Origin of the sequence: Streptacidiphilus alkalitolerans, from assembly GCF_042511045.1 — a bacterium.
Taxonomy (GTDB): Bacteria; Actinomycetota; Actinomycetes; order Streptomycetales; family Streptomycetaceae; genus Streptacidiphilus; species Streptacidiphilus alkalitolerans.
Genome location: NZ_JBHEZX010000005.1, coordinates 281,090 through 302,483, shown reverse-complemented (window position 1 = coordinate 302,483; position 21,394 = coordinate 281,090). Strand labels below are relative to the sequence as shown.

General features: G+C 72.0%; 19 protein-coding genes and 1 pseudogene. 13 read left to right on the top strand and 7 right to left on the bottom strand.

Going from position 1 to position 21,394, the window contains the following annotated elements; translation table 11 throughout:
- Positions 1–5: 5 nt before the first annotated feature.
- Both ACEZDG_RS13550 and ACEZDG_RS13545 read right to left on the bottom strand, forming a co-directional pair.
- Positions 6–1,007, bottom strand: coding sequence for an alpha-ketoacid dehydrogenase subunit beta (locus ACEZDG_RS13550; RefSeq protein ID WP_380507680.1), 1,002 nt, complete (start codon positions 1,005–1,007; stop codon positions 6–8).
- Positions 1,004–2,137, bottom strand: coding sequence for a thiamine pyrophosphate-dependent dehydrogenase E1 component subunit alpha (locus ACEZDG_RS13545; protein WP_380508536.1), 1,134 nt, complete (start codon positions 2,135–2,137; stop codon positions 1,004–1,006). The genes ACEZDG_RS13550 and ACEZDG_RS13545 overlap by 4 nt, the downstream gene beginning before the upstream one ends.
- Before the next feature lie 205 nt (positions 2,138–2,342).
- Between ACEZDG_RS13545 and ACEZDG_RS13540 the strand changes: the two genes are divergently transcribed.
- A complete protein-coding gene (locus ACEZDG_RS13540; protein WP_380507677.1) occupies positions 2,343–2,990 on the top strand; it encodes an Lrp/AsnC family transcriptional regulator in 648 nt (215 codons plus the stop codon).
- 52 nt (positions 2,991–3,042) lie between these two features.
- Here the strand turns inward: ACEZDG_RS13540 and ACEZDG_RS13535 are convergent, their stop codons facing one another.
- Together ACEZDG_RS13535 and ACEZDG_RS13530 are read right to left on the bottom strand one after the other, a co-directional pair.
- Positions 3,043–3,663 carry a TetR/AcrR family transcriptional regulator gene (locus ACEZDG_RS13535; RefSeq protein WP_380507674.1) on the bottom strand — a complete coding sequence of 207 codons (621 nt, stop codon included), beginning with the start codon at positions 3,661–3,663 and terminating at the stop codon, positions 3,043–3,045.
- A gap of 18 nt (positions 3,664–3,681) precedes the next feature.
- Positions 3,682–4,161 (bottom strand): GNAT family N-acetyltransferase, encoded by a 480-nt coding sequence (locus ACEZDG_RS13530; protein WP_380508533.1) that lies wholly within the window; start codon positions 4,159–4,161, stop codon positions 3,682–3,684.
- A gap of 111 nt (positions 4,162–4,272) precedes the next feature.
- Between ACEZDG_RS13530 and ACEZDG_RS13525 the strand changes: the two genes are divergently transcribed.
- From ACEZDG_RS13525 to ACEZDG_RS13490, 8 genes are all read left to right on the top strand, one after another.
- On the top strand, positions 4,273–5,733 hold the full coding sequence (locus ACEZDG_RS13525) for an MFS transporter (RefSeq protein WP_380507671.1): 1,461 nt from the start codon (positions 4,273–4,275) through the stop codon (positions 5,731–5,733).
- Positions 5,730–6,164, top strand: a complete 435-nt coding sequence (locus ACEZDG_RS13520) for a MarR family winged helix-turn-helix transcriptional regulator (RefSeq protein ID WP_380507668.1) — start codon at positions 5,730–5,732, stop codon at positions 6,162–6,164. Before ACEZDG_RS13525 ends, ACEZDG_RS13520 begins: the two co-directional genes overlap by 4 nt.
- 96 nt (positions 6,165–6,260) lie before the next feature.
- On the top strand, positions 6,261–7,925 hold the full coding sequence (gene paaN, locus ACEZDG_RS13515; RefSeq protein WP_380507665.1) for a phenylacetic acid degradation protein PaaN: 1,665 nt from the start codon (positions 6,261–6,263) through the stop codon (positions 7,923–7,925).
- Positions 7,926–8,474: 549 nt separating this feature from the next.
- Entirely contained in the window at positions 8,475–9,719 is a 1,245-nt protein-coding gene (locus ACEZDG_RS13510) for an ABC transporter substrate-binding protein (RefSeq protein ID WP_380507662.1), read from the top strand.
- 54 nt (positions 9,720–9,773) lie between these two features.
- A complete protein-coding gene (locus ACEZDG_RS13505) occupies positions 9,774–10,925 on the top strand; it encodes an ABC transporter ATP-binding protein (RefSeq protein WP_380507659.1) in 1,152 nt (383 codons plus the stop codon).
- Complete coding sequence (locus ACEZDG_RS13500) at positions 10,922–11,845, top strand: ABC transporter permease (RefSeq protein WP_380507656.1); 924 nt, start codon at positions 10,922–10,924, stop codon at positions 11,843–11,845. The genes ACEZDG_RS13505 and ACEZDG_RS13500 overlap by 4 nt, the downstream gene beginning before the upstream one ends.
- On the top strand, positions 11,845–12,696 hold the full coding sequence (locus ACEZDG_RS13495; RefSeq protein ID WP_380507653.1) for an ABC transporter permease: 852 nt from the start codon (positions 11,845–11,847) through the stop codon (positions 12,694–12,696). Before ACEZDG_RS13500 ends, ACEZDG_RS13495 begins: the two co-directional genes overlap by 1 nt.
- A 91-nt stretch (positions 12,697–12,787) precedes the next feature.
- Positions 12,788–13,579, top strand: a complete 792-nt coding sequence (locus tag ACEZDG_RS13490; RefSeq protein WP_380507650.1) for a TrmH family RNA methyltransferase — start codon at positions 12,788–12,790, stop codon at positions 13,577–13,579.
- On the opposite strand, the gene ACEZDG_RS13485 is transcribed toward ACEZDG_RS13490, so the two are convergent.
- The 3 genes from ACEZDG_RS13485 to ACEZDG_RS13475 are packed head-to-tail and all read right to left on the bottom strand — an operon-like array spanning position 13,547 to position 16,437.
- Positions 13,547–14,380 (bottom strand): BRO-N domain-containing protein, encoded by an 834-nt coding sequence (locus ACEZDG_RS13485; protein ID WP_380507647.1) that lies wholly within the window; start codon positions 14,378–14,380, stop codon positions 13,547–13,549. The two genes, ACEZDG_RS13490 and ACEZDG_RS13485, sit on opposite strands and share 33 nt — an antisense overlap.
- 48 nt (positions 14,381–14,428) lie before the next feature.
- Positions 14,429–15,682: an HTTM domain-containing protein gene (locus ACEZDG_RS13480; protein WP_380507644.1), complete on the bottom strand. Its 1,254-nt coding sequence runs from the start codon at positions 15,680–15,682 to the stop codon at positions 14,429–14,431.
- Positions 15,679–16,437 carry a DUF5819 family protein gene (locus tag ACEZDG_RS13475; RefSeq protein ID WP_380507641.1) on the bottom strand — a complete coding sequence of 253 codons (759 nt, stop codon included), beginning with the start codon at positions 16,435–16,437 and terminating at the stop codon, positions 15,679–15,681. The genes ACEZDG_RS13480 and ACEZDG_RS13475 overlap by 4 nt, the downstream gene beginning before the upstream one ends.
- A gap of 209 nt (positions 16,438–16,646) precedes the next feature.
- Here ACEZDG_RS13475 and ACEZDG_RS13470 point away from each other — a divergent pair, with 209 nt between their 5' ends.
- The 4 genes and pseudogenes from ACEZDG_RS13470 to ACEZDG_RS13455 all read left to right on the top strand — a co-directional run bounded on the left by ACEZDG_RS13470 (position 16,647) and on the right by ACEZDG_RS13455 (position 21,380).
- Positions 16,647–17,813: an acyl-CoA dehydrogenase family protein gene (locus ACEZDG_RS13470; RefSeq protein WP_380507638.1), complete on the top strand. Its 1,167-nt coding sequence runs from the start codon at positions 16,647–16,649 to the stop codon at positions 17,811–17,813.
- 12 nt (positions 17,814–17,825) lie between these two features.
- A pseudogene (locus ACEZDG_RS13465) lies at positions 17,826–18,739 on the top strand (NTP transferase domain-containing protein).
- A 314-nt stretch (positions 18,740–19,053) separates the two neighbouring features.
- Positions 19,054–20,262: a molybdopterin molybdotransferase MoeA gene (locus ACEZDG_RS13460; RefSeq protein ID WP_380508530.1), complete on the top strand. Its 1,209-nt coding sequence runs from the start codon at positions 19,054–19,056 to the stop codon at positions 20,260–20,262.
- Positions 20,259–21,380 carry a potassium channel family protein gene (locus ACEZDG_RS13455; protein WP_380507635.1) on the top strand — a complete coding sequence of 374 codons (1,122 nt, stop codon included), beginning with the start codon at positions 20,259–20,261 and terminating at the stop codon, positions 21,378–21,380. The genes ACEZDG_RS13460 and ACEZDG_RS13455 overlap by 4 nt, the downstream gene beginning before the upstream one ends.
- The last annotated feature ends 14 nt before the right edge of the window (positions 21,381–21,394 follow it).

Genomic DNA, 21,394 nt, shown 5'->3' with positions numbered 1-21,394 from the left:
CACGGTCACTGCTCCCACTGCAGTCGAGCCACCGCGTCCAGGATGCGGTCCACCCCGGGCAGGTGGTGGTGTTCCAGCATCGGCGGCGGGTAGGGGATGTCGAAGCCGGTGACCCGCAGGACCGGTGCGGCGAGGTGGTGGAAGCACCGCTCACTGACGCGAGCAGCGATCTCCGCGCCGATGCCGGCGAATCCGGCGGCCTCGTGCACGACCACGGCCCGTCCGGTGGCGCGGACGGCCGCGCAGACGGTCTCGTCGTCGAAGGGCACCAGGCTGCGCAGGTCGACCACGGCGAGGTCCCAGCCTTCGGCCCGGGCGGCCTCCGCGGCCTCCAGGCAGACCGGCAGCGAGGGCCCGTAGGTGAGCAGCGTCGCCGAGGTCCCGGTCCTGCGGACCACGGCCCGGCCGATCGGCTCGATCGGCGCGGGGGCGTCCGCGGACCAGTCGTCCTTGGACCAGTACAGCCGCTTGGGCTCCAGGAAGACCACCGGGTCGTCCGAGGCGATGGCGGAGCGCAGCAGCCCGTAGGCGTCGGCGACCGTCGCGGGGGTGACCACGTGCAGGCCGGGGGTGTGCGCGTAGTACGCCTCGGAGGAGTCGCTGTGGTGCTCGACGCCGCCGATGCCGCCGCCGTAGGGGATGCGGATGGTGATCGGCAGCGGCATCGCGCCCGCGGTGCGGTTGCGCATCTTGGCCACATGGCTGACCAGTTGCTCGAACGCCGGGTACGCGAAGGCGTCGAACTGCATCTCCACGACCGGCCGCAGCCCGTACATGGCCATGCCGACCGCGGTGCCGAGGATGCCGGCCTCGGCCAGCGGGGTGTCCAGGCAGCGTTCGCTGCCGAACTCGGCGGCCAGGCCGTCGGTGATCCGGAAGACCCCGCCGAGGGTGCCGACGTCCTCCCCCAGGACGTGGACCGACGGGTCGTCGCGCATGGAGTCGCGCAGCCCTGCGTTCAGGGCGGCGGCCAGGGTGGTGCGGGGCGGGGCGGCGACGCTGGTCATGAGGTCTCCGCCCCGGCGGCCAGCTCGGCGGCCAATTGGGCTGCCTGCTCCCGCAGTTGGGGTGTGGGCTCGGCGTAGACATGGGCGAACAGCGACATCGGGTCCAGTTCCGGTTTCACGTGAAACACCGTGCGCATCCGTTCCGCCAGCGCCTCGGCGGCGTCCGCGGCCTGCCGCACGTCCAGGTCGGTGAGCAGCCCGGCCGCCCGCAGTTCGCGTTCCAGCAGCGCCAGCGGGTCGCGCTGCTGCCAGGCGGCGACCTCCTCGCTGCTGCGGTAGCGCCCGGCGTCGTCGGCGTTGGTGTGCGCCTCGATCCGGTAGGTGACGGCTTCGACCAGGACCGGGCCGAGCCCCGCGCGGGCGTGCTCGACGGCCTCGCTGAGGACGCTGTGCACGGCGGCGGCGTCATTGCCGTCGACCAGGTGTCCGTGGATGCCGTAGCCGACGGCCTTGTGGGCCAGGGTCGGCGCCGCCGACTGCTTGGCCAGCGGGACCGAGATCGCATAGCCGTTGTTCTGCACCAGGAAGACCACCGGCGCGTTCAGCACCCCGGCGAAGTTCAGCGCCTCGTGGAAGTCGCCCTCGCTGGTGCCGCCGTCGCCGACCAGGGCCAGGGCGACGGTGGCGTCCCCGCGCAGCCTCGCCGCGTGGGCCAGGCCGACGGCGTGCGGGGCCTGGGTGGCCAGCGGCGTGGACAGCGGGGCGACCCGGTGCTCGAAGGGGTCGTAGCCGCTGTGGGCGTTGCCGCGGAGCAGGGTGAGCGCCTCCAGCGGGTCCACCCCCCGGGAGACCACCGCGAGGGTGTCGCGGTAGCTGGGGAAGAGCCAGTCGGTGCGGCGCAGCGCGGTGGCGGCGGCGACCTGGCAGGCCTCCTGGCCGGTGGAGGCCGGGTAGACGGCGAGCCGGCCCTGCTTGGTGAGGGTGGTGGCCTGCTGGTTGTAGCGGCGCCCGGTGACCAGGCGGCGGTAGAGGTCGCGCAGCAGTTCCGGGCCGCCGGGGCGTCCGGCGAGCTCGGCGAAGGCAGGGGTGCCGAGGACGCGGACCGGTTCGGCCTCGGGCAGTAGCGGTGCCGGGTCGCGGCGGGGGCCGTGCGACTCGGGCGACCAGACGGACGCGAGCGGTGTCGACACGGCGGAGTGGTCGAGCACGGTCACGGGGCACCTCCTGGTGTCGGTGGGTGGAAGAGGTGCTGGCGGGGCTTGAAAAACAAGGTGTTCCCTACCGATTGTTCGGTTGTTTGATCGAATCGGCTACTCTCGCGGCCCAGTGGTGGACAAACGGCCGGGTAAGCGCTGTGCTGGAATCCGGACGTCCATCAGGGAAGGACGGGGGACCATGCCTGCTGAACAGATGGCCGGAGCGGGTGAACCGCGTTCGGCACGCCGGAGGCCGCTGCCCGCGCTGCGGAGCGGTCCGGCCGCCGACTGGGTGGCGGAGCGGGCCCGGCAGCGGGCTGCCTCGGCGCGGCCCCCGGTGGGCGGCCGGGCGGCCGGCGAGCCGCCGAAGCCCGCGGGGGAGTCCGTGGTCGGACAGCGCCTGCTGGACCGGATCGACCGGGCCATCCTGCGGCTGCTGCAGCAGGACGGCCGGGCCTCGATCCGCTCGGTCGCCGAGCGGGTGCACGTCTCCCGGGCCAACGCCTACGCCCGGATCGCCCGGATGGTGGAGGACGGGGTGATCCGGGGGTTCACCGCGCGGGTGGACCACGAGCGGGCCGGGCAGGGGGCCTCCGCCTACATCACCCTGAAGATCGTGCAGAACTCCTGGCGCTCGGTCCGCGGGCAGCTGCTCGAGCTGCCGGGGGTGGAGCACATCGCGCTGGTCAGCGGGGACTTCGACGTGCTGCTGCTGGTCCACACGGTGGACAACCGGGCGCTGCGGGAGCTGGTGCTGAACCGGATCCAGAGCATCCCCGAGGTGCTCGGCACGCACACCCTGCTGGTCTTCGACGAGACCGACCGGACGCCGGTCCTGCCGGACTGACCGCCCTCGCGCCGCCGTCCGCGGGGGCGGTGGGCCCCGGTCGGCAGGACCGTCAGCGCCGGGGCGCCGCCCGCAGGCCGCTGAAGGCCAGCGTGGTCACCGCGTCGGCGATGTGCTGGACGGCCGGGCCCGCGACGCTGCCGTCCGGGTCCTCCCGGTACCACTCCACCAGCGAGTTGATCATGCCGAAGAGCAGCCGGGTGGCCAGCCGCGGTTCCACGTCGGCCCGCAGCTCTCCGGCCCCGACCGCCTCGGCCAGCAGGTCGGAGACCCGCTGGTCGAACTCCCGGCGCCGCTGCAGCGCCCACAGCTCGGTGCCGGTGTTGCCGCGCACCCGCAGCAGCAGGGTGACGTAGGGCAGTTCCAGCAGCAGCACCTCGGTGGTGCGCCGCACCACGTGCTCCAGCCGGTCCACGGCCGGGCCGCTCGCGGCGCCGGGCTCGTCCAGGATGGCGAAGAGGTGGTCCAGCGCCCGGCCGACGGCGAGCCGGAGCAGCTCCTCCTTGCCCCGGACGTGGTGGTAGATCGAGGACTTGGTGATCCCGGCGGCGCGGGAGAGATCCTCCATGGACGTGCCGTCGTAGCCGCGCTCGTTGAAGACCCGCACGGTCACCGCGAGCAGCGTGTCCACGGTGTAGCTGTCACGCCGTTGCGTCCGGGAGTTGTCGACCATGCCGGGAAGCCTACGGTCTCACCCCACCGCGGCGCTGCGCCGTTCCAGCAGCAGGACGTCCCGCCAGACCCCGTGGTGCCGGCCGATCCGCTCGCGCACGCCGATCTCGCGGAAGCCGAGCGCCCGGTGCAGGGCGAGGCTGGCGGCGTTCTCGGGGAAGATCCCGGCCTGGACGGTCCACACCCCGGCTGCCTCGGTGGAGGCCAGCAGCCCGGCCAGCAGCAGCCGGCCGACGCCCCGGCCACGGGCGTCCGGGTGCACATAGACAGCGTCCTCGACCACTCCGGCGTAGACCTCGCGGGTGGAGACGGCGCTGACCGCGGCCCATCCGAGCAGATCGGGGCCGTCCGGCCGGTCCAGGGCGACCAGCCGGTGCCGCGGCAGCCGGCCGGCCGAGAACTCCTCCCAGGACGGGACCTCGGTCTGGAAGGTGGCGTTCCCGGTGGCGATGCCGTGGCCGTAGACGGCCAGGACGGCGTCGGCGTGCTCGGGGAGCATGGGTGTGAGTGCGGTCACGGGGCAACGGTAGCGAGCCTGGTTGGCACCCTGCCGAGATAGTTGTATGGTCATAACAGTTATAGAAGTAAAACTACTGACCGGAGTGGCCTCGTGCCGGACACCAGCGCAGCATCCCTCAGCGTCCGTCGGCGCTTCCTCGTCCTCGGCATCTGCTGCATGAGCCTGTTCATCGTCGGCCTCGACAACACCATCGTGAATGTGGCGCTGCCGTCCATCCAGCACGACCTGCATGCCTCGGTGTCCGGTCTGCAGTGGACCATCGACGCCTACACCCTGGTGCTGGCCAGCCTGCTGATGCTGTCCGGCTCCACCGGCGACCGGCTGGGCCGGCGCCGCACCTTCCAGACCGGCCTGGCCCTGTTCACCCTGGGCTCGCTGCTCTGCAGCCTCTCCCCCAGCCTGGGCTGGCTGATCGCCGCCCGGATGATCCAGGCGGTCGGCGGCTCGATGCTCAACCCGGTCGCCATGTCGATCATCACCAACACCTTCACCGACCCGCGCGAGCGGGCCCGCGCCATCGGCGTCTGGGGCGGCACGGTCGGCTTCAGCATGGCGCTCGGCCCGGTGGTCGGCGGCCTGCTGGTGGGCACCGTGGGCTGGCAGTCGATCTTCTGGATCAACATCCCGGTCGGCCTCGCCGCGCTGGTCCTGGCCGGACGCTTCATCCCCGAGTCCAAGGCCGCCAGGGCCCGCAGGGTGGACCCGGTCGGCCAGCTGCTGGTGATCACCCTGCTGGCGTCGATCACCTACGCCATCATCGAGGCCCCCGCCGCGGGCTGGACCTCGGCCCAGACCCTGGGCTGCTTCGGCCTCGGCCTGGCCGCCACCGCGGTCTTCGTGGTCTACGAGTCCCGCCGCCGGGAGCCCCTGATCGACCTGCGGTTCTTCCGCAGCGTCCCGTTCTCCGGGGCGACCGTCATCGCCGTCTCCGGCTTCGCCTCGCTGGCCGGCTTCCTCTTCCTGAACACCCTCTACCTGCAGAACGCCCTCGGCTACAGCGCGCTGAAGGCCGGCCTGTTCACCCTGCCGATGGCCGGGATGACGGTGGTCTTCGGGCCGCTGTCCGGACGGATCGTCGGCTCGCGCGGGCCGCGGATCCCGCTGGTGGTGGCCGGGATCGCGATGGCGCTGAGCGGGCTGACCCTGACCGGGCTCAGCCTGACCACCCCGACCTGGCAGCTGATGGCCGCCTACCTGATCTTCGGTCTCGGCTTCGGGATGCTCAACGCGCCGATCACCAACACCGCGGTCTCCGGGATGCCGCGCAGCCAGGCCGGGGTGGCCGCCGCCGTCGCCTCGACCAGCCGCCAGGTGGGGCAGTCGCTGGGCGTCGCGGTGATCGTCTCGGTGGTCACCTCCTCGGTGCACGGGCCGAGCACCCCCGCCGCCTTCACCCAGGCCAGCCACATCGGCTGGTGGATCAACGTGGCCTGCGGCCTGGTGGTGCTGGCGCTCGGTATCCTCACCACCGGCGCCTGGGCCAGGGGCACGGCCGCCCGCAACGCCGCCAAGCTCGCCCCCGAGGACGTCAGGACACCGGTCGCCGCATGAACGAGCACACGGACGCCGACCAGGACAGCAGGCTGGAGGCCGCCACCCGGGTCTACGCGGTGATGCGCCACCTGGTCCTGGAGAGCGACGACCGGCGCGGCGAGGTCGCCGAGGCGCTGGGCATGAGCTTCGGCCGCAGCAAGGCGCTGCGGGCGCTGGCCGCCGGGCCGATGCGGATGAGCGAGCTCACCGCCAAGCTCACCACCGACAAGCCGTACACCACGCTGATCGTGGACGACCTGGAGCGGCGCGGCCTGGTCGTCCGCAGCGTGCACCCGGAGGACCGGCGCAGCAAGATCGTCACCGTCACCGCCGCCGGGACCGCCGCGGCGGCGGTGGCGGAGGAGATCCTGGCCCGGCCGCCGGCCCGGATGCTGGCCCTGGACGCGGAGGAGCTGGCGGCGCTGGAGCGGACGATCGCGAAGCTCTGATCCGGGCCGCGCGGGCCGCGCGCTCCTCTTGTACCGACCGACCATTCGGTTAGTCTGGGTTCTGGCAGCGCCGCCAGGACCGACCGAGGAGTCACCTTGTCCCATGAGCTGATCGACCGTCACCAGGCCACTCTGGACCGGGCCTTGGCCGCCCTGGCCGACCGGGACTACTGGTCCCCGTACCCGGAGTCGCCGCGCGGCTACGGCGAACCCGTCGCCCTGGAGCCGCTCCAGGGCCTGGAACTGCTGCTCGACCAGCCCGGGACGGACGGACGGGTCGGCCCCGGCTCCGCCGACGGCGGCGAGCGCTCCCCGTACGGGCCCGAGCTGGCTGTGGCCTATCCGCACGCGGGCGACCCGGCGGCGCTGGTGGCCGCGGCCCGGGCGGCCCAGCCGGACTGGGCGGCGGCCGGACCGCTGCTGCGGGCGGCGGTCTGCCTCGAGATCCTGGCCCGGATCAACGCCCGTTCGGCCGAGTTCGGCACCGCCGTGATGCACACCACCGGGCAGGCGCCCGGGATGGCCTTCCAGGCCGGCGGACCGCACGCGCAGGACCGCGGCCTCGAGGCAGTGGCCTGCGCCTACGCCGAGCAGACCCGGCTGCCGGCCAGCGCCGAGTGGACCAAGCCGCAGGGCAAGCGCGACCCGCTGAAGATGGTCAAGGAGTTCACCGCGGTCCCGCGCGGGGTCGCCCTGCTGATCGGCTGCAACACCTTCCCGACCTGGAACGGCTACCCCGGCCTGTTCGCCTCGCTGGCCACCGGCAACCCGGTGCTGGTCAAGCCGCACCCGCGGGCGGTGCTGCCGCTGGCGCTCACCGTCTCGGCCGCCCGCGAGGTGCTGGCCGAGGCCGGGTTCAGCCCGGACCTGGTGCTGCTCGCCGCCGAGCGGCCCGGCGAGGGACTGGCGAAGACGCTGGCGCTGCACCCGCAGGTCCGGGTGATCGACTACACCGGCTCCACCGAGTTCGGCGACTGGCTGGAGGACAACGCCCGGCAGGCCCTGGTCTACACCGAGAAGGCCGGGGTCAACACGGTGCTGGTGGACTCCACCGACGACTACGCCGGGCTGCTGGCCAACCTCGCCTTCTCGCTGGCGCTCTACAGCGGGCAGATGTGCACCACCCCGCAGAACCTGCTGGTCCCGCGCGAGGGCATCGGCACCGACCAGGGCCACCGCTCCTTCCGCGAGTTCGTCGCCGACCTGTCCGCGGCCCTGGACCGGCTGCTCGGGGACGACGCCCGGGCGGCGGCGCTGCTCGGCGCGATCGTGAACCCGGGGGTGCTGGGCCGGATCGAGCAGGCGGAGAAGGGCGAGTTCGGCGAACTGGCCCTGGCCCCGCGCCCGGTCGCCGTCCCGGACTGGCCGGACGCGGTGGTGCGCACCCCGGCGCTGGTGGTGCTGGACGGCGCCGAGGCCACCCTGCCGGGGGAGTGCTTCGGCCCGGTGGCCTTCCTGGTCGCGGTGGACTCCGCCGCCCGCGGCGTGGAGCTGCTGGCCGAGACCGTGCGCGAGCGCGGGGCGATGACCGCCTCGGCGTACACCACCTCGCCGGAGGTGGAGCACGCGGTCGTCGCCGCCTGCCTGGACGCCGGGGTGTCGCTGTCGCTGAACCTCACCGGCCAGGTCTACGTCAACCAGACCGCCGCCTTCTCCGACCTGCACGGCACCGGGGCCAACCCGGCCGCCAACTCGGCCTACTGCGACGCGGCCTTCGTCGCCTCCCGGTTCCGCACGATCGAGGTCCGCAGGCACAGCTGAGGTCAACGCTACGTAGGCAGAGTGTCAAGGAGGCGTACGGACGGTTGACGAAATGCCTGGTGATCCGGGTGGCGCGAGGGTTGAGACTCTAGGTCGAACGGAGTCTTCCCTTCCGCTTACCTGACAGGGGTGAGAATGGCCGCCACGGTTGTGAACCAGCCGGCGGGTCCACCCGATGCCGCTGGGGGCGCTGATCTTCTTCAGCGCCTCCGGCGGCGCCTCCGTCTCGGGCCCCGGTACGGGGCGCCGCGCCCGACCCGGCCGCGGCGCCCGGCCGCGGGTCTGAACGCCCGATTGTCCCGCGCGCCGCCCCGGCGGTACCGCTGTCATACCTGCAAGCCTTCTGTTGCGTCTTTTACAGGCTGTATCTGTCCCTCGGGACGACCTGTGACGCAGGGTAAGCGGTGATGCGGATCACGTTGCCAATTCCTCCGAACGATAACGATTCCGCTGTCGAACGCCCCTCCAAGCCTGGAAAGCGCAGGTTTTAGTCCTAATCTCTGACCCCATCGCCTCCCTGACTTGTCGCAGAAAGGCCACGCCTCCCCCATGACCGGCCCCAGCTTCGAAGACCTCGCACGGTTCGCCAACCGCACCCGTGCCCGCTCGTCTGCTGCCGCGATGAGCCGCCGCTCCCTGCTCCGCGGCGCCACAGCAGGAGGTCTGGCCGTCGCCGGAGCCGGACTGCTGTCGGCCTGCGGGGTCCAGGGCCACGTCGTCCCGCCCGGCGCCAAGGCGACCGGGCAGGCAGGCAAGGACTACTCGGACACCGAGAAGAAGGTGGTCTGGGCGACCTGGCCGGCCTACATCGACATCGACGACAAGCATCCGGACAAGCGGCCCACCCTGGACGCCTTCGTCAAGGAGAGCGGCATCCAGGTCGACTACCTGGAGATCATCAACGACAACAACGACTTCTACACCAAGGTCGACCCGTACCTGGTCAAGGGCATCGACACCGGTTACGACATCATGGTCGTCAGCGACTACATGGTGGCCAAGTACCGGACGTACGACTACCTGCAGGAGCTGGACCTCGCCAACATCCCGAACCACGACAAGATGCTGCCGAGCGTCCTGAAGGACCCGACCGACCCCGGCCGCCGCTTCTCGATCCCGTGGGCCTACGGCTTCACCACCATCGCGTACAACAGCAAGCTGGTGAAGCAGCCGATCACCTCCGTCGCCGAGATCTTCACCCGGCCCGACCTGCACGGGAAGGTCTCGCTGTTCAGCGAGATGGAGGACACCGCGGCGCTGGCCCTGCTGGCCCTCGGCCACGACCCGGAGAAGTTCACCGACGCCGAGTTCAACGAGGCGCTGGAGTACATCCGCAAGGCCAAGAGCTCCGGCCAGATCCGCGCCTTCACCGGCAACGACTACCTGAGCGACTTCCAGAACGGCAACACCGCCGTGACCATGGCCTACTCCGGCGACGTGGCCCAGCTCGGGATCGACTACCTGGTCACCGTGAACCTCCCCAAGGAGGGGCTGCTGGCCTGGTCCGACAACTGTGTGATCCCCAACTTCGCCCGGCACAAGACCAATGCCGAGAAGCTGCTCAACTACTACCTGCAGCCCGACGTGGCGGCGGCGCTCGACGACTACATCGACTACGTCCCCGTGGTGGACGGCGCGGTCGCCGCCCTGCAGCAGCTCGACCCGGACACCGCGTCCTCGCCGCTGATCGTCCCCACCAAGGAGATGGAGGCGAAGGCGCACGGTTTCATGGCGCTCACCATCGCCCAACTCAACGACTACACCAGCCGGTTCCAGCAGACCATCGGCCAGTAGCCGGTCCCGCCGAAGGACGCCTCCCCTTTCATCGACGCGAAGGAAGAACTTTCGATGAGCTCCACTGACGTACTCGGCCGGACCGAGGGCGGCGATCTGCGCCTGGCCGGCCTCACCAAGCGCTTCGGCGCATTCACGGCCGTCGACAACCTCGATCTGACCATCCCGCAGGGCTCCTTCTTCGCCCTGCTCGGCGCGTCCGGCTGCGGCAAGACGACGACGCTGCGGATGGTCTCCGGTCTGGAGGACCCGACGGCGGGCCAGATCTTCCTGGGCGACAAGGACGTCACCGACACCAAGCCGTACCGGCGCCCGGTCAACACGGTGTTCCAGAACTACGCGCTGTTCCCGCACCTGGACATCTTCGAGAACGTCGCCTTCGGCCTCCGCCGCCGCGGCTTCAAGAGCGTCAAGCCGCAGGTCGAGGCGATGCTGGAGCTGGTCGAGCTGGGCCACCTGGCCAAGCGCAAGCCCAGCCAGCTGTCCGGCGGCCAGCAGCAGCGGATCGCGCTGGCCCGGGCCCTGATCAACGAGCCCCAGGTGCTGCTGCTGGACGAGCCGCTGGGCGCGCTGGACCTCAAGCTGCGCCGGCAGATGCAGATCGAGCTCAAGCGGATCCAGACCGAGGTCGGGCTGACCTTCGTGCACGTCACCCACGACCAGGAGGAGGCCATGACCATGGCCGACACCATCGCGGTGATGAATCAGGGCCGGATCGAGCAGATGGGCTCCCCCGCCGAGCTCTACGAGAACCCGCTGACCACCTTTGTCGCCAACTTCCTGGGCCAGTCCAACCTGATCCCCGGCACGGTCGAGTCGGCCACCGGCGACGTGGTCACCGTCTCCGCGCAGGGCCGCAGGCTCACCCTGGACGCCAAGCGCTGCCGCTCGCTGTCCGGCGCGGTCATCCTCGGCGTGCGGCCGGAGAAGGTCCAGCTGGTGGCGACCGAGGCGGAGGTCCCCAGCGGCTACAACGCGCTCAGCGGCACCGTCTCCGACGCCTCGTTCATCGGGGTCTCCACCCAGTACCTGGTCAAGCTGCCCTCGGGTGAGGAGATCTCGGTCTTCGAGCAGAACACCGGCCGCGCGATCCAGCGCCCCGGCACCGAGGTCGTCGTGCACTGGGACCCCAGCCAGGGCTTCGGCCTGGACGGCACCCAGGACATCGACGCGGGCGCGGTCCTGGACGAGGAGGGCGCCGCGTGACCACCTCCCTGCTCGACAAGCCCACGGCGCCGCCGGCCCCGGCCGACCGCAAGCCGCGCCGCAACCTGACGCCCTGGATGCTGCTGCTGCCCGGCCTGCTCTGGCTGGTGCTGTTCTTCCTGGTGCCGATCTTCAGCTCGGTCTCCGCCTCGGTGCAGCAGGGCAACTTCGACGACGGCTTCAAGCTCACCTGGCACTGGGCCAACTACAAGGCGGCGCTGCACCCGTTCTGGCACCAGTACCTGCACTCGGGCATCTACTCCGTGGCCACCACGGTGCTCTGCCTGGCGCTCGGCTACCCGGTGGCCTACTTCATCGCCTTCAAGGGCGGCAAGTGGAAGTCGCTGCTGATGGCCCTGGTGATCGTGCCCTCCTTCACCAGCTTCCTGATCCGCACCATCGCCTGGAAGACGGTCCTCGCCGACCACGGCATCGTGGTCCGGGTGCTGGACCACCTGCACATCCTCAGCGTCACCAGCAGCCTCGGCATCACCGTGGAGCACCGGGTGCTGGCCAGCCCCGGCGCGGTGGTGTTCGGCATGGTCTACAACTTCCTGCCGTTCATGATCCTGCCGCTGTACACCTCGCTGGAGAAGATCGACGCCCGGCTGCTGGAGGCCGGCAACGACCTGTACTGCAGCACCTTCCAGACCTGGCGCCGGATCACCCTCCCGCTGTCCATGCCCGGGGTGATCGGCGGCACCCTGCTGACCTTCATCCCGGCGATCGGCGACTACATCAACGCCCAGCTGCTCGGGAACCCCAACACCAGCGTGGTCGGCCAGAGCATCGAGAACCTCTTCCTGCGCCAGACCGACGGCTACCCGGTCGGCTCGGCGATGTCGGTCCTGATGATGGTCGGCACCCTGGTGCTGGTGATGAGTTACATCCGCAAGGCCGGTACGGAGGACCTGATCTGATGGCTACTCAATCCGCACAATGGCCGACCGCGCCGGTGATCCGCCGCCGCAGCCCGCTGGCCTGGATCAGCGACCACCTGCTCGGCTTCCTCACCGCCCTGATCTTCGTCTTCATGCTGCTGCCGAACCTCGTCATCCTGGTGATGTCGTTCAACCAGCCGATCGGCAAGTACGACTACGTCTGGAACAAGTTCTCGCTGCATGCCTGGGCCCATCCCTGCGCCACCCAGGAACTCTGTACCAGCATGAGCCTGTCGCTGCGGATCGGCGCCATCGCCACCGTGGTCGCCACCCTGCTCGGCACGATGATCGCCTTCGCCATGGTGCGGCACCGCTTCAAGGCCAGGTCAGGCATCAACGCCCTGCTGTTCCTGCCGATGGCGGCGCCCGAGGTGGTCATGGGCGCGACCCTGACCGCGCTGTTCTTCAACACCATCGGCCCCGGCTCGCTGGGCTTCTGGACCATCACCATCGCGCATGTGATGTTCTGCCTCAGCTATGTGGTGGTGACGGTCAAATCCCGGCTGGCCGGCATGGACCCGACCCTGGAGCGGGCGGCGCAGGACCTCTACGCCACCCCGACCCAGACCTTTATGAAGGTCACCCTGCCGCTGGTCGCCCCCGGTATCGCCGCCGCGGCGCTGCTCTCCTTCGCGCTGTCGGTCGACGACTACATCATCACCGCGTTCACGGCCGGACAGCGGGAGACCTTCCCGATGTTCATCTTCGGCTCGGTGCAGCGCGCCTACCCGGCGCAGATCAATGTGATCGGCTCGCTGATGCTGATCGTCACCATGCTGATCATCGCGGCCTCCACGGCGCTCGGCCGGATGCGCGCCACCCGGCGCTAGCTCCTGTTCGTACGGACGGCGCGGTCTGCCTGCCCCTGGCGGGGGCGGCGGGCCGCGTCGCGTCGCGCCGCGCCGCGCGTATGGTCGGGGGGTGGACCAGGAACTCCTTGACGCGGTGGTGGTGCGGCGGTGGCGCGGGGCGGCGCCGGGCAGCGTGCTGCTCGACGGCTTCCACGCGCTGAAGCACGCGCTGCGCTTCGACGCCGCGGTGGAGCTGGTGCTGACCAGCGACCGGGCCGCCGTCGCGGCGCTGGCCAGGGAGCTCGCCCCCGATGTCGCCGACCGGATCGACGCGCTGGCGGTGCAGGTCCCGGCCGAGGCGCTGAAACAGCTCGTGCCGCGGATCCACCCCACCGGCATCGCCGCCCTCGCCGCCAGGCCGGACCGCGCGGCCAACCTCGCCGCGCTGGCGGCGCAGCCGCGCCGGGCCCCGGTGGTGGTCCTGGACAACCCCCGCAACCTCGGCAACATCGGTGCCGTGGTCCGCCTCGCGGCCGGCTTCGGCGCGACCGGCGTGGTCACCACCGGAGACGCCGACCCCTGGCACCCGACCGTGGTCAGGGCCGGGGCCGGCCTCCACTTTGCCACTGTGGTCGAGCAGTTGACGGTCGATCAACTACCGGGCGGTGGACCGCTGTACGCCCTGGACCCGGAGGGCGAGGACATCCGGGGGATCACCTTCCCGGACGCGACGCTGCTCGCCTTCGGCTCCGAACGGCACGGCCTGTCGGCCGAGTTGCGTGCCCGGGCGACACGGCTCGTGGCCATCCCGATGCGGCCGCAGGTGTCCAGCTTCAACCTGGCGACGAGCGTCGGGATGGGCCTGTTCCACTGGGGGTCCGGGCCGGGGTCACGCAACGGCGATGCCGAGCTCCCGGAGTAGTCCGGCGATCTCCTGGGCGGTGCCGTGCACCCGGGCTTTGCCGATGTTCAGTGACATCAGCCCCGGCCCGGTGGGCGGCGTGGCCGCGGCGGCGGGGGTCTCGGGCTCGCGCGGAGCGGCGAGGCGGCGGACCACGTCCACGAAGCGGATGCTGCCGCAGGGGCGGATGCCCTTGCTGCCCCGGATCCCGACCCGTCGCAGCTCGGGGCAGCGGAAGTACGGCCCGCTGTTCTCTTCGCGCTTGGGCACGAAGACATCCGTACGTCCGTGCAGGCAGTGAACCGCGCCGTCGGCGAGGACGCGGAAGTCACCCTCCTGGATGCCGTCGACCTGGGAGAGGAGGTCGACGGGCCGGTGCTCGACCGCCCCGGTGAGGACGTCGGCCATGCGCAGGCGCTCGGCCTCGATGTTGATGTCTCCACGACGGAGGGAGGGGAGCAGTTCGGCGGTGACCCACTGCTGGAAGGGCTCGGCAGAAGGCTTCCTGGAGCGCATGACCAGGGTGTACAGCCCGCTCTCGCTGACCAGGTTGAGGGTGGGATTCCCCCTTCCATAGGCATTCCGACCTGCGGTTTCCTCGTAGGTCTCGGTTGAACTTAGATCTACGGTCCGCATGTCCAAGGTCTGCGTCTGGTGCCCCTTGAGCATTTTGGCAGCCTCGCTCGGGTTGGTCCGGCCCAGGATCCGGCAGACGTCCGTCGTGGCGAACCAGGGCTCGCCGTCGATCATGACCACGCGGATCGGCTGTCCGGTGACCGGGAAGGCGGAGTGGGTCAGGGTCGGTTTTTCGGTGCGGAACATGACGTTCCTCTCAGTGAGGTGGTGCTGACGTCATGCCAAACGCGATTGTCAGACTGAGGTCACCCGGTTGGGGGAGCGCGCAGTTTGTATACGGCGCGTGAAAGAGTCGCGCGCGAGGGTGGCGAGTTGCGCCACCCCAGCCCCCGCCCACCGCAGGAACGAGGTCGGCAGGAACACCGCGTCCGCGGAGATCATCGCCAGCGAGAAGAACGGCAGGCCGAGGATGAACGCGATGGCCGCGTGCTCGATCATCATCAGCACCAGCAGCACGTTCTTGATCCGCCGGTTGAAGACCACGAACGGGAAGGCCACCTGGACGATCACCGTGCCGTAGCTGAGCGCGAAGACGATCAGCGGATGCGCGCCCATCTGCTGGGAGAGCGCGGGCCAGGGGTTGAAGTAGTCGAGGTGCAGCGGGAAGTAGAGCGCGGTGCCGCCCTGCCACAGCGAGCCCTGGATCTTGTACCAGCCGGCCGTGGCGTAGATGAAGCAGACCTCCACCGCCACCACCAGCATCGCGCAGTTGTGCAGCATGTCGCCGAGGGTGTCCAGCAGGGCCCGCGGTTCGCCCTCCGGATCGCGTCGGCCGAGGTACCACCACAGGCCGCTGAGCAGCCAGAAGCACCAGAAGACGGTGCTCCAGGAGTACAGCCCGGGGTCGAGCATGCCCCGGGTGTCGACCAGCCCGGAGAACTGCACGACCGCCAGCAGCAGTCCCAGCACCGCCCACAGCGCGACGCCGCCGCCCTCGGCCGCCTCCTCGCCGCGCAGGCGGCGTCGGCGGGCGTCCAGCGACCAGACCGCGCCGCAGCGGGTGAAGGCCAGGTAGATCGCCATCAGGTGGATGACGTTGTCGCCGCCGTCGCCGACCAGCACGCTGCGGTTCTGGATGGACAGCACGCAGACCAGGAACAGCACGGACATGGTCCGGGTACGCCAGCCGAGCAGCAGCAGGGCGCTCACCAGGATCGCCAGCGTATAGACCAGTTCGAACCACCAGCGGTTGTCGGACCAGGCCAGCACCGTGAAGGCGTGGTTGCCGGCCAGCATCTGCCGGGCCAGGTCCAGGCTCCAGGGGGAGCGGTCCCCGTACAGCACCCGGCGGTGCGGCCACTCGCGCAGCAGGAAGCCGCCGAAGCAGAGGGCGAATCCGATCCGGACCACGGCGGCCTGGTACGGGGCCAGCGTCCGGGAGGTGGCGGCGGCCCAGCCGCTGCGGGCCGCGGCGCCGAGGCGTTCCGGGAGCGGAACGGGCGTCGACTGTGCGGCTGCGGTGGGTGCGGGTGTGGTCGGTGTGGTCATGGCAGCAGCCCCGTGTAGTCCTCGTCGCCGACGACCCACCACTGGAGGGTCTGGTAGGTGGTCTTCGGCTTCAGCTGGGCCTGGGTCCAGGCCGGTCCGGCCACCGGGGTGGTGGCGATCCGGAACTGGATCTGGTTGACCGGGCTGCCGTCCCAGTCGCGGCCGATCCGCTGCAGGGCGATCCGCTTGAGGTACTCCTTGGACAGCGGGCCGCCGCTGCCCAGGGAGTCCTCGCTCGGCAGGCTGTGCCAGGTGGAGAAGTAGTCCCAGGCGCGGCGCAGCTGGTTCTGGTCCACATGGCTGGGGGCGAGGTCGCCGCGGACCGCGGCGATGTCGTGCGCGGTGAGGTTGGTCCAGCCGGACTGGGGGTGGCCGCCCTCGGCGGTGAGGGTCTGCACCCGGGCCTGGACCGCGATGTTGTCCTGCAGCGGGTTCGGCGCGAAGAGCTGCCAGTTCTGCTCGAACTCCGGATAGACATGGGCGGAGATCTGCGCGCTGTAGCGGTGGGACGCCGGATTGCCGGGCGCAATGGCCAGGAACACCGTGCCGAGGTGCCAGCAGGTGGCGAGGAGGAGGACGGCGGCGGCGCCGGCCAGCACCATCCGGGACGGGAGCGACCAGCGCTGCTGGGCGGGCACGTCCTGATGCTCGGGCTCGGCCGGCTGCTCGGGCAGGGCGGCCTGAGCGGGCAGGGCGGCCTGAGCGGGCAGGGCGAGGCCGGGTATGGAGGTGTCCGGCTGAGGTTGTTCTGACACGCCTACCCGCTCGCTCGCTGTCGTGGTGCTGTGTGTCCCTGTCCGCCCCGAACGGTACTGACCCGGTGGGGCTTGTGACAGCGGGAGTCGACCATTGCCCGGAATAGGCGATTTGCCGGAATGTGCGGCGGCAGGCGCGCCCCTTCCCATCTACTAGAACCCGTTCTAATCTGACGTCTCGTCACATCCGGTCAGAGGAAGGGCAAGCCGTGGACTTCACCTTCACCGAGGAGCAGCAGGCCGCAGCCGAGGCCGCTCGCGCGGCCCTCGCCGACGTGGCGGTGGACGGCGTGCCCAGCCCCGCCGTCAGCAATGAGCCGGTCGCCGAGGACATCGACCGCGAACTGTGGCAGCGCCTCGCCAAGTCCGACCTGACCGGCCTGGCCCTGGCCGAGGAGTACGGCGGCTCCGGGCTCGACCCGGTCGCCTGGTGCCTGGTGCTGCGCGAGGCGGCCCGGGTGCTGGCCCGGGTGCCGCTGCTGGAGACCGGCGCCGCCGCCCTGGCCGTCCAGCGCTACGGCAGCGCCGAGCAGCGCCGCCGGCTGCTGCCGGAGGTCGCCGCCGGGCGGCTGCTGCTCGGCGTCGCCCCGCACGGCCGTACCGGGCACGAGCCCGCCGACCAGGCGGTACGCGCCGAGGCCGGGCCGGGTCCGGACGGCGGCTGGCTGCTGCACGGGACGCAGACCGCCGTCCCCTACGCCCCGCTGATGGACCGGATCGTCGTCCCCGCCCGCAGCGACCTGGGCACCCTGCTGCTGCTGGTCGACCCGCACGGGCCCGGCGTCGAACTGCGCCGCCAGGTCACCGCGCACGGCGAACCGGCCGCCGAGATGGTCTTCGACGGCGCCCGGGTGGAGGCCGCCGCCGTGCTGGGCGAGCCCGCGCCGGACGGCGCCAACTGGCTGCACCTGCGCGGACTGCTGATCGTCGGCAACGCCGCGCTGTGCCTGGGCCTCGGCGAGCAGATCCTGCGGATCACCGCCGACTACACCGGCAAGCGGGAGCAGTTCGGCCACCCGGTCGCCACCTTCCAGGCGGTGGCGATGCAGGCCGCCGACCGGTACGTCGACCTGCGGGCGATGGAGGTGACGCTCTGGCAGGCCGCCTGGCGGATCGGCCTCGCCGAGGCCGGGGTGGCCGAGGAGCCTGGACGGATCCCGCTGGCGGCCGACCTGGCCACCGCCAAGGTCTGGTCGGCGGAGGGCGTGCGCGGCATCGCCGCCACCGCGCAGCACCTGCACGGCGGCATGGGCGCGGACCTCGACTACCCGCTGCACCGCTACCACGCCTGGGCCAAGCACCTGGAGCTGTTCCTCGGCCCGGCCCCGGCGTACGAGCAGGAGGTCGGCGACATCCTCGCCGAGCACCAGCTCTGATGTACTGGCCGCATGGATGAGGTCTACGACGCGGTGGTGCTCGCCGGCGGTGCGGCCCGGCGGCTCGGCGGGGGGACGGACAAGCCCGCGCTGACGGTCGGCGGGGTGCCGCTGCTCGACCGGGTGCTGGCCGGCTGTGCGGGCGCGCGCGGCGTGATCGTGGTCGGGCCGGAGCGGGTCACGGCGCTGCCGGTGCGGCAGGTCCGCGAACAGCCGCCGGGCGGCGGCCCGGTGGCAGCGGTGGCGGCGGCATTGCCGCAGGTCACCGCAGGGACGGTGCTGCTGCTCGCAGCCGATCTGCCGTTCTTCTCCGCCGCGACGGCGGAGGCACTGGTCACCGCCCTGGCCGAGGACCCCGCCGCGGACGCCGCCGTGCTGGTCGACGCCGGGGGACGGGACCAGCCGCTGGCCGCCGCCTACCGCGCCGCGCCGCTGCGGGCGGCCCTGGCCGCGCTGGTGGCGGACCGGGACGGCGACGCGTCCGGTCTGCCACTGCGCCGCCTGGTCGGCGGGCTGGCCACCCGGCGGCTGCCGGACCCGGCGGGGGCCTCGCTGGACTGCGACACCTGGGACGACCTGGCCGACGCACGAGCCCGCGCCGAGGCGGAGGCCGGGGCGTGACACGAGGCGCAAAGCTCCCCTTGCGCGCTCCCGGCGCGGGGATCAGGGACGATGGACCTGTGCTGGATGACTGGATCACCGCTGCGAAGTCCGAGCTGGGTATCGACCTGGACGTCGATGTGCCCGGCCTGCTCGACATGACCAGGGACGTCGCCCACGGGGTGGCCCGTCCCGCCGCGCCGCTGACGGCTTTTCTGGTCGGCTACGCGGCCGGCCTGTCCGGCGGTGGTGCCGAGGCCGTGGCCGAGGGCAACCGCAAGATCGCCGCCTTGGCGGCCCGCTGGACCGCCGAGGAGCCGGGGTGAGCGGCGGCCGGGGGGAGGACGACGGCGACCTGCTGGGCGCGTACCCGTACCTGCTCCGGTCCGCCGGCGCGACGGTGACGGTGACTGCCGACTCCGCCTCAGCCACGGTCGGGGTGGGGCCGGTGCCCGTGGCGGAGGCGGCTGCTGACGCACCGTTCGACTACGCCGCGCCGGAGCCGCCGTCCGTCCCCGAGCCTCCGCGCCCGCGTGCGTCGGGGCGCGCGGGGGCCGACAGCGGCGGGGGGCCGTATGACTACGCCGCGGCGGAGGGGGCGGGCGCGGAGGGAGCGCAGACTGCTCCGCACGCCGCGCCCATGTCCTGGGCGCAGGCGCGTGCGCGGGCCGCGCACGCTGGTGGGGCGCCGCTGGCGCCGGTGCGTGTGCCGCTCGCGGACGCCGTGGGTGGTGTGCTCGCCGCCGCGTTGGAGGCGCTCACCGACCTGCCGGCCTTCGACACCTCGGCGATGGACGGCTGGGCCGTCTCCGGTCCCGGCCCCTGGCTGATCCGCGCGGACCGCTCCGCCGAGGGCATCCTCGCCGGAGCGGCACCGGACGGCGCGGGCGCCCTCGCCGACGGCACCGCGGTCCGGATCGCCACCGGGGCCCAACTCCCGCCCGGCGCCACCGCCGTGCTCCGCAGCGAGGACGGTCGGATCCGCGGCGGCTCCGGCAGAGAGCTGCTGCACGACCACGGCGCCACCCCGCTGGACCAGGGCCGGGACATCCGCCCGCGCGGCCAGGAGTGCCGCACCGGCGAACCGCTGCTGCCGCCCGGCACCCCGGTCACCCCCGCGGTGGCCGGCCTCGCCGCCGCGGCCGGCTGCGACCTGCTCCCGGTGCACCGCCGCCCGGTGGTCGAACTGCTGGTCCTGGGCGACGAACTGCTGGACGCCGGGCTGCCCGGGGACGGCCGGACCAGGGACGCCCTCGGTCCGCTGCTGCCGTCCTGGCTGCGGGCCTACGGCGCACGGGTCGGCACGGTGCGCCGGGTCGGCGACGACCTGGGCCTGCTCAGGGACGCGCTGCTGCACAGCCCCGCCGACGTGGTCGTCACCACCGGCGGCACCGCGGCGGGACCGGTCGACTTCCTGCACCTGGCCCTGGCCGAGGCCGGCGCGAGACTGCTGGTGGACGGGGTGCGGGTACGCCCGGGCCATCCGATGCTGCTGGCCGTGCTGCCCGCCGAACCGGGCGTGCGGGCACGCCATGTGGTCGGCCTGCCCGGCAATCCGCTGGCCGCCGTCGCCGGTGCGGTCACCCTCGCCGAGCCGCTGCTGCGGGCGCTGGCCGGGCAGTCCGCCGGTGCGCCGTACCTGGTCGAGGCGGCGGTCGCGCTGCCGGGCCACCCGCAGGACACCCGGCTGCTGCCGGTGGTGCTGCCCGAGCGCGGGGTGCTGCCGCTGGCCTTCGACGGCCCGGCGATGCTGCGCGGCCTGGCGCTGGCTGAGGGCCTGGCCGTGGTGCCGCCCGGCGGGGTTCCGGCCGGGGCCCGGGTGGAGGTCCTCGAGGTGCCCGCCGGATGAGCCGGGACGACCGGAGCGACCGGCGCGACTTGACGGACCGGCGCGACCGGCGCGACCGGCGCGGGCGGGCCCGCAGCCGCAGGTGGGGGCAACTCCCCGACGAGGCCGCGCTGCACCAGATCCTGCTGCCCGCGGCCGATGCCGCCCCGCTGAAGCAGGTCGGCCGCCGGGTCGTGCTCGCGCTGCTGGTGATGGCGGCCACCATCGCCGTGGTCTACCTCGGCCGCGACGGCTACCACGACAACGCCCACGACCACCTCGACCTGCTGGGCTCCGCCTACTACGCCACGGTCACCCTCTCCACCACCGGCTACGGCGACATCACCCCGTTCAGCGACGGCGCCCGGCTGGTCAACATCCTGCTGATCACCCCGCTGCGGGTGGTGTTCCTGATCATCCTGGTCGGCACCACCCTGGAAGTGCTGACCACCCGCACCCGCCGACTGTGGCGGATCAAGCACTGGAGAGCCGAGTTGGACGGACATGTGGTGGTCGTCGGCTACGGCACCAAGGGGCGCCACGCGGTGGCGACGCTGCTGCTCAAGGGCGTCAGCAAGGACCGGATCGTGGTGGTCGACCCGCTGCCCAAGTCGGTCGAGACCGCCAACGAGGACGGGCTGGTCGGCATCCTCGGCGACGCCACCCGCACCGAGGTGCTGCGCCGCGCCGAGATCGGACGGGCGGCGCAGGTCATCATCGGCACCCAGCGCGACGACACCGCCGTGCTGGTCACCCTGACGGCCCGTCAACTCAACAAGCACGCCGTGGTCGTGGTCGCGGTGCGGGAGGACGAGAACGCCCCGCTGCTGCGGCAGAGCGGGGCGAGCGTGGTCGTCACCAGCTCCGGCTCGGCCGGGCGGCTGCTCGGGATGTCCTCGCTCAGCCCGAACTCCGGGGCGGTCCTCGACGACCTGCTCACGGTCGGCAACGGCCTGGATGTGATCGACCGGCCGGTCACCGCCGCCGAGGCCGGGCGCAGCCCGCGCGACTGCGCCGACCTGGTGGTCAGCGTGGTCCGGGGCAACCGCAGGCTCGCCTACACCGACCCCGAGGCCGCCGTCCTCAAGGCCACCGACCGGCTCATCGCCATCCGCCGCGCGGAGCCCCAGGAGACCTGACCCCGGCCCGTACG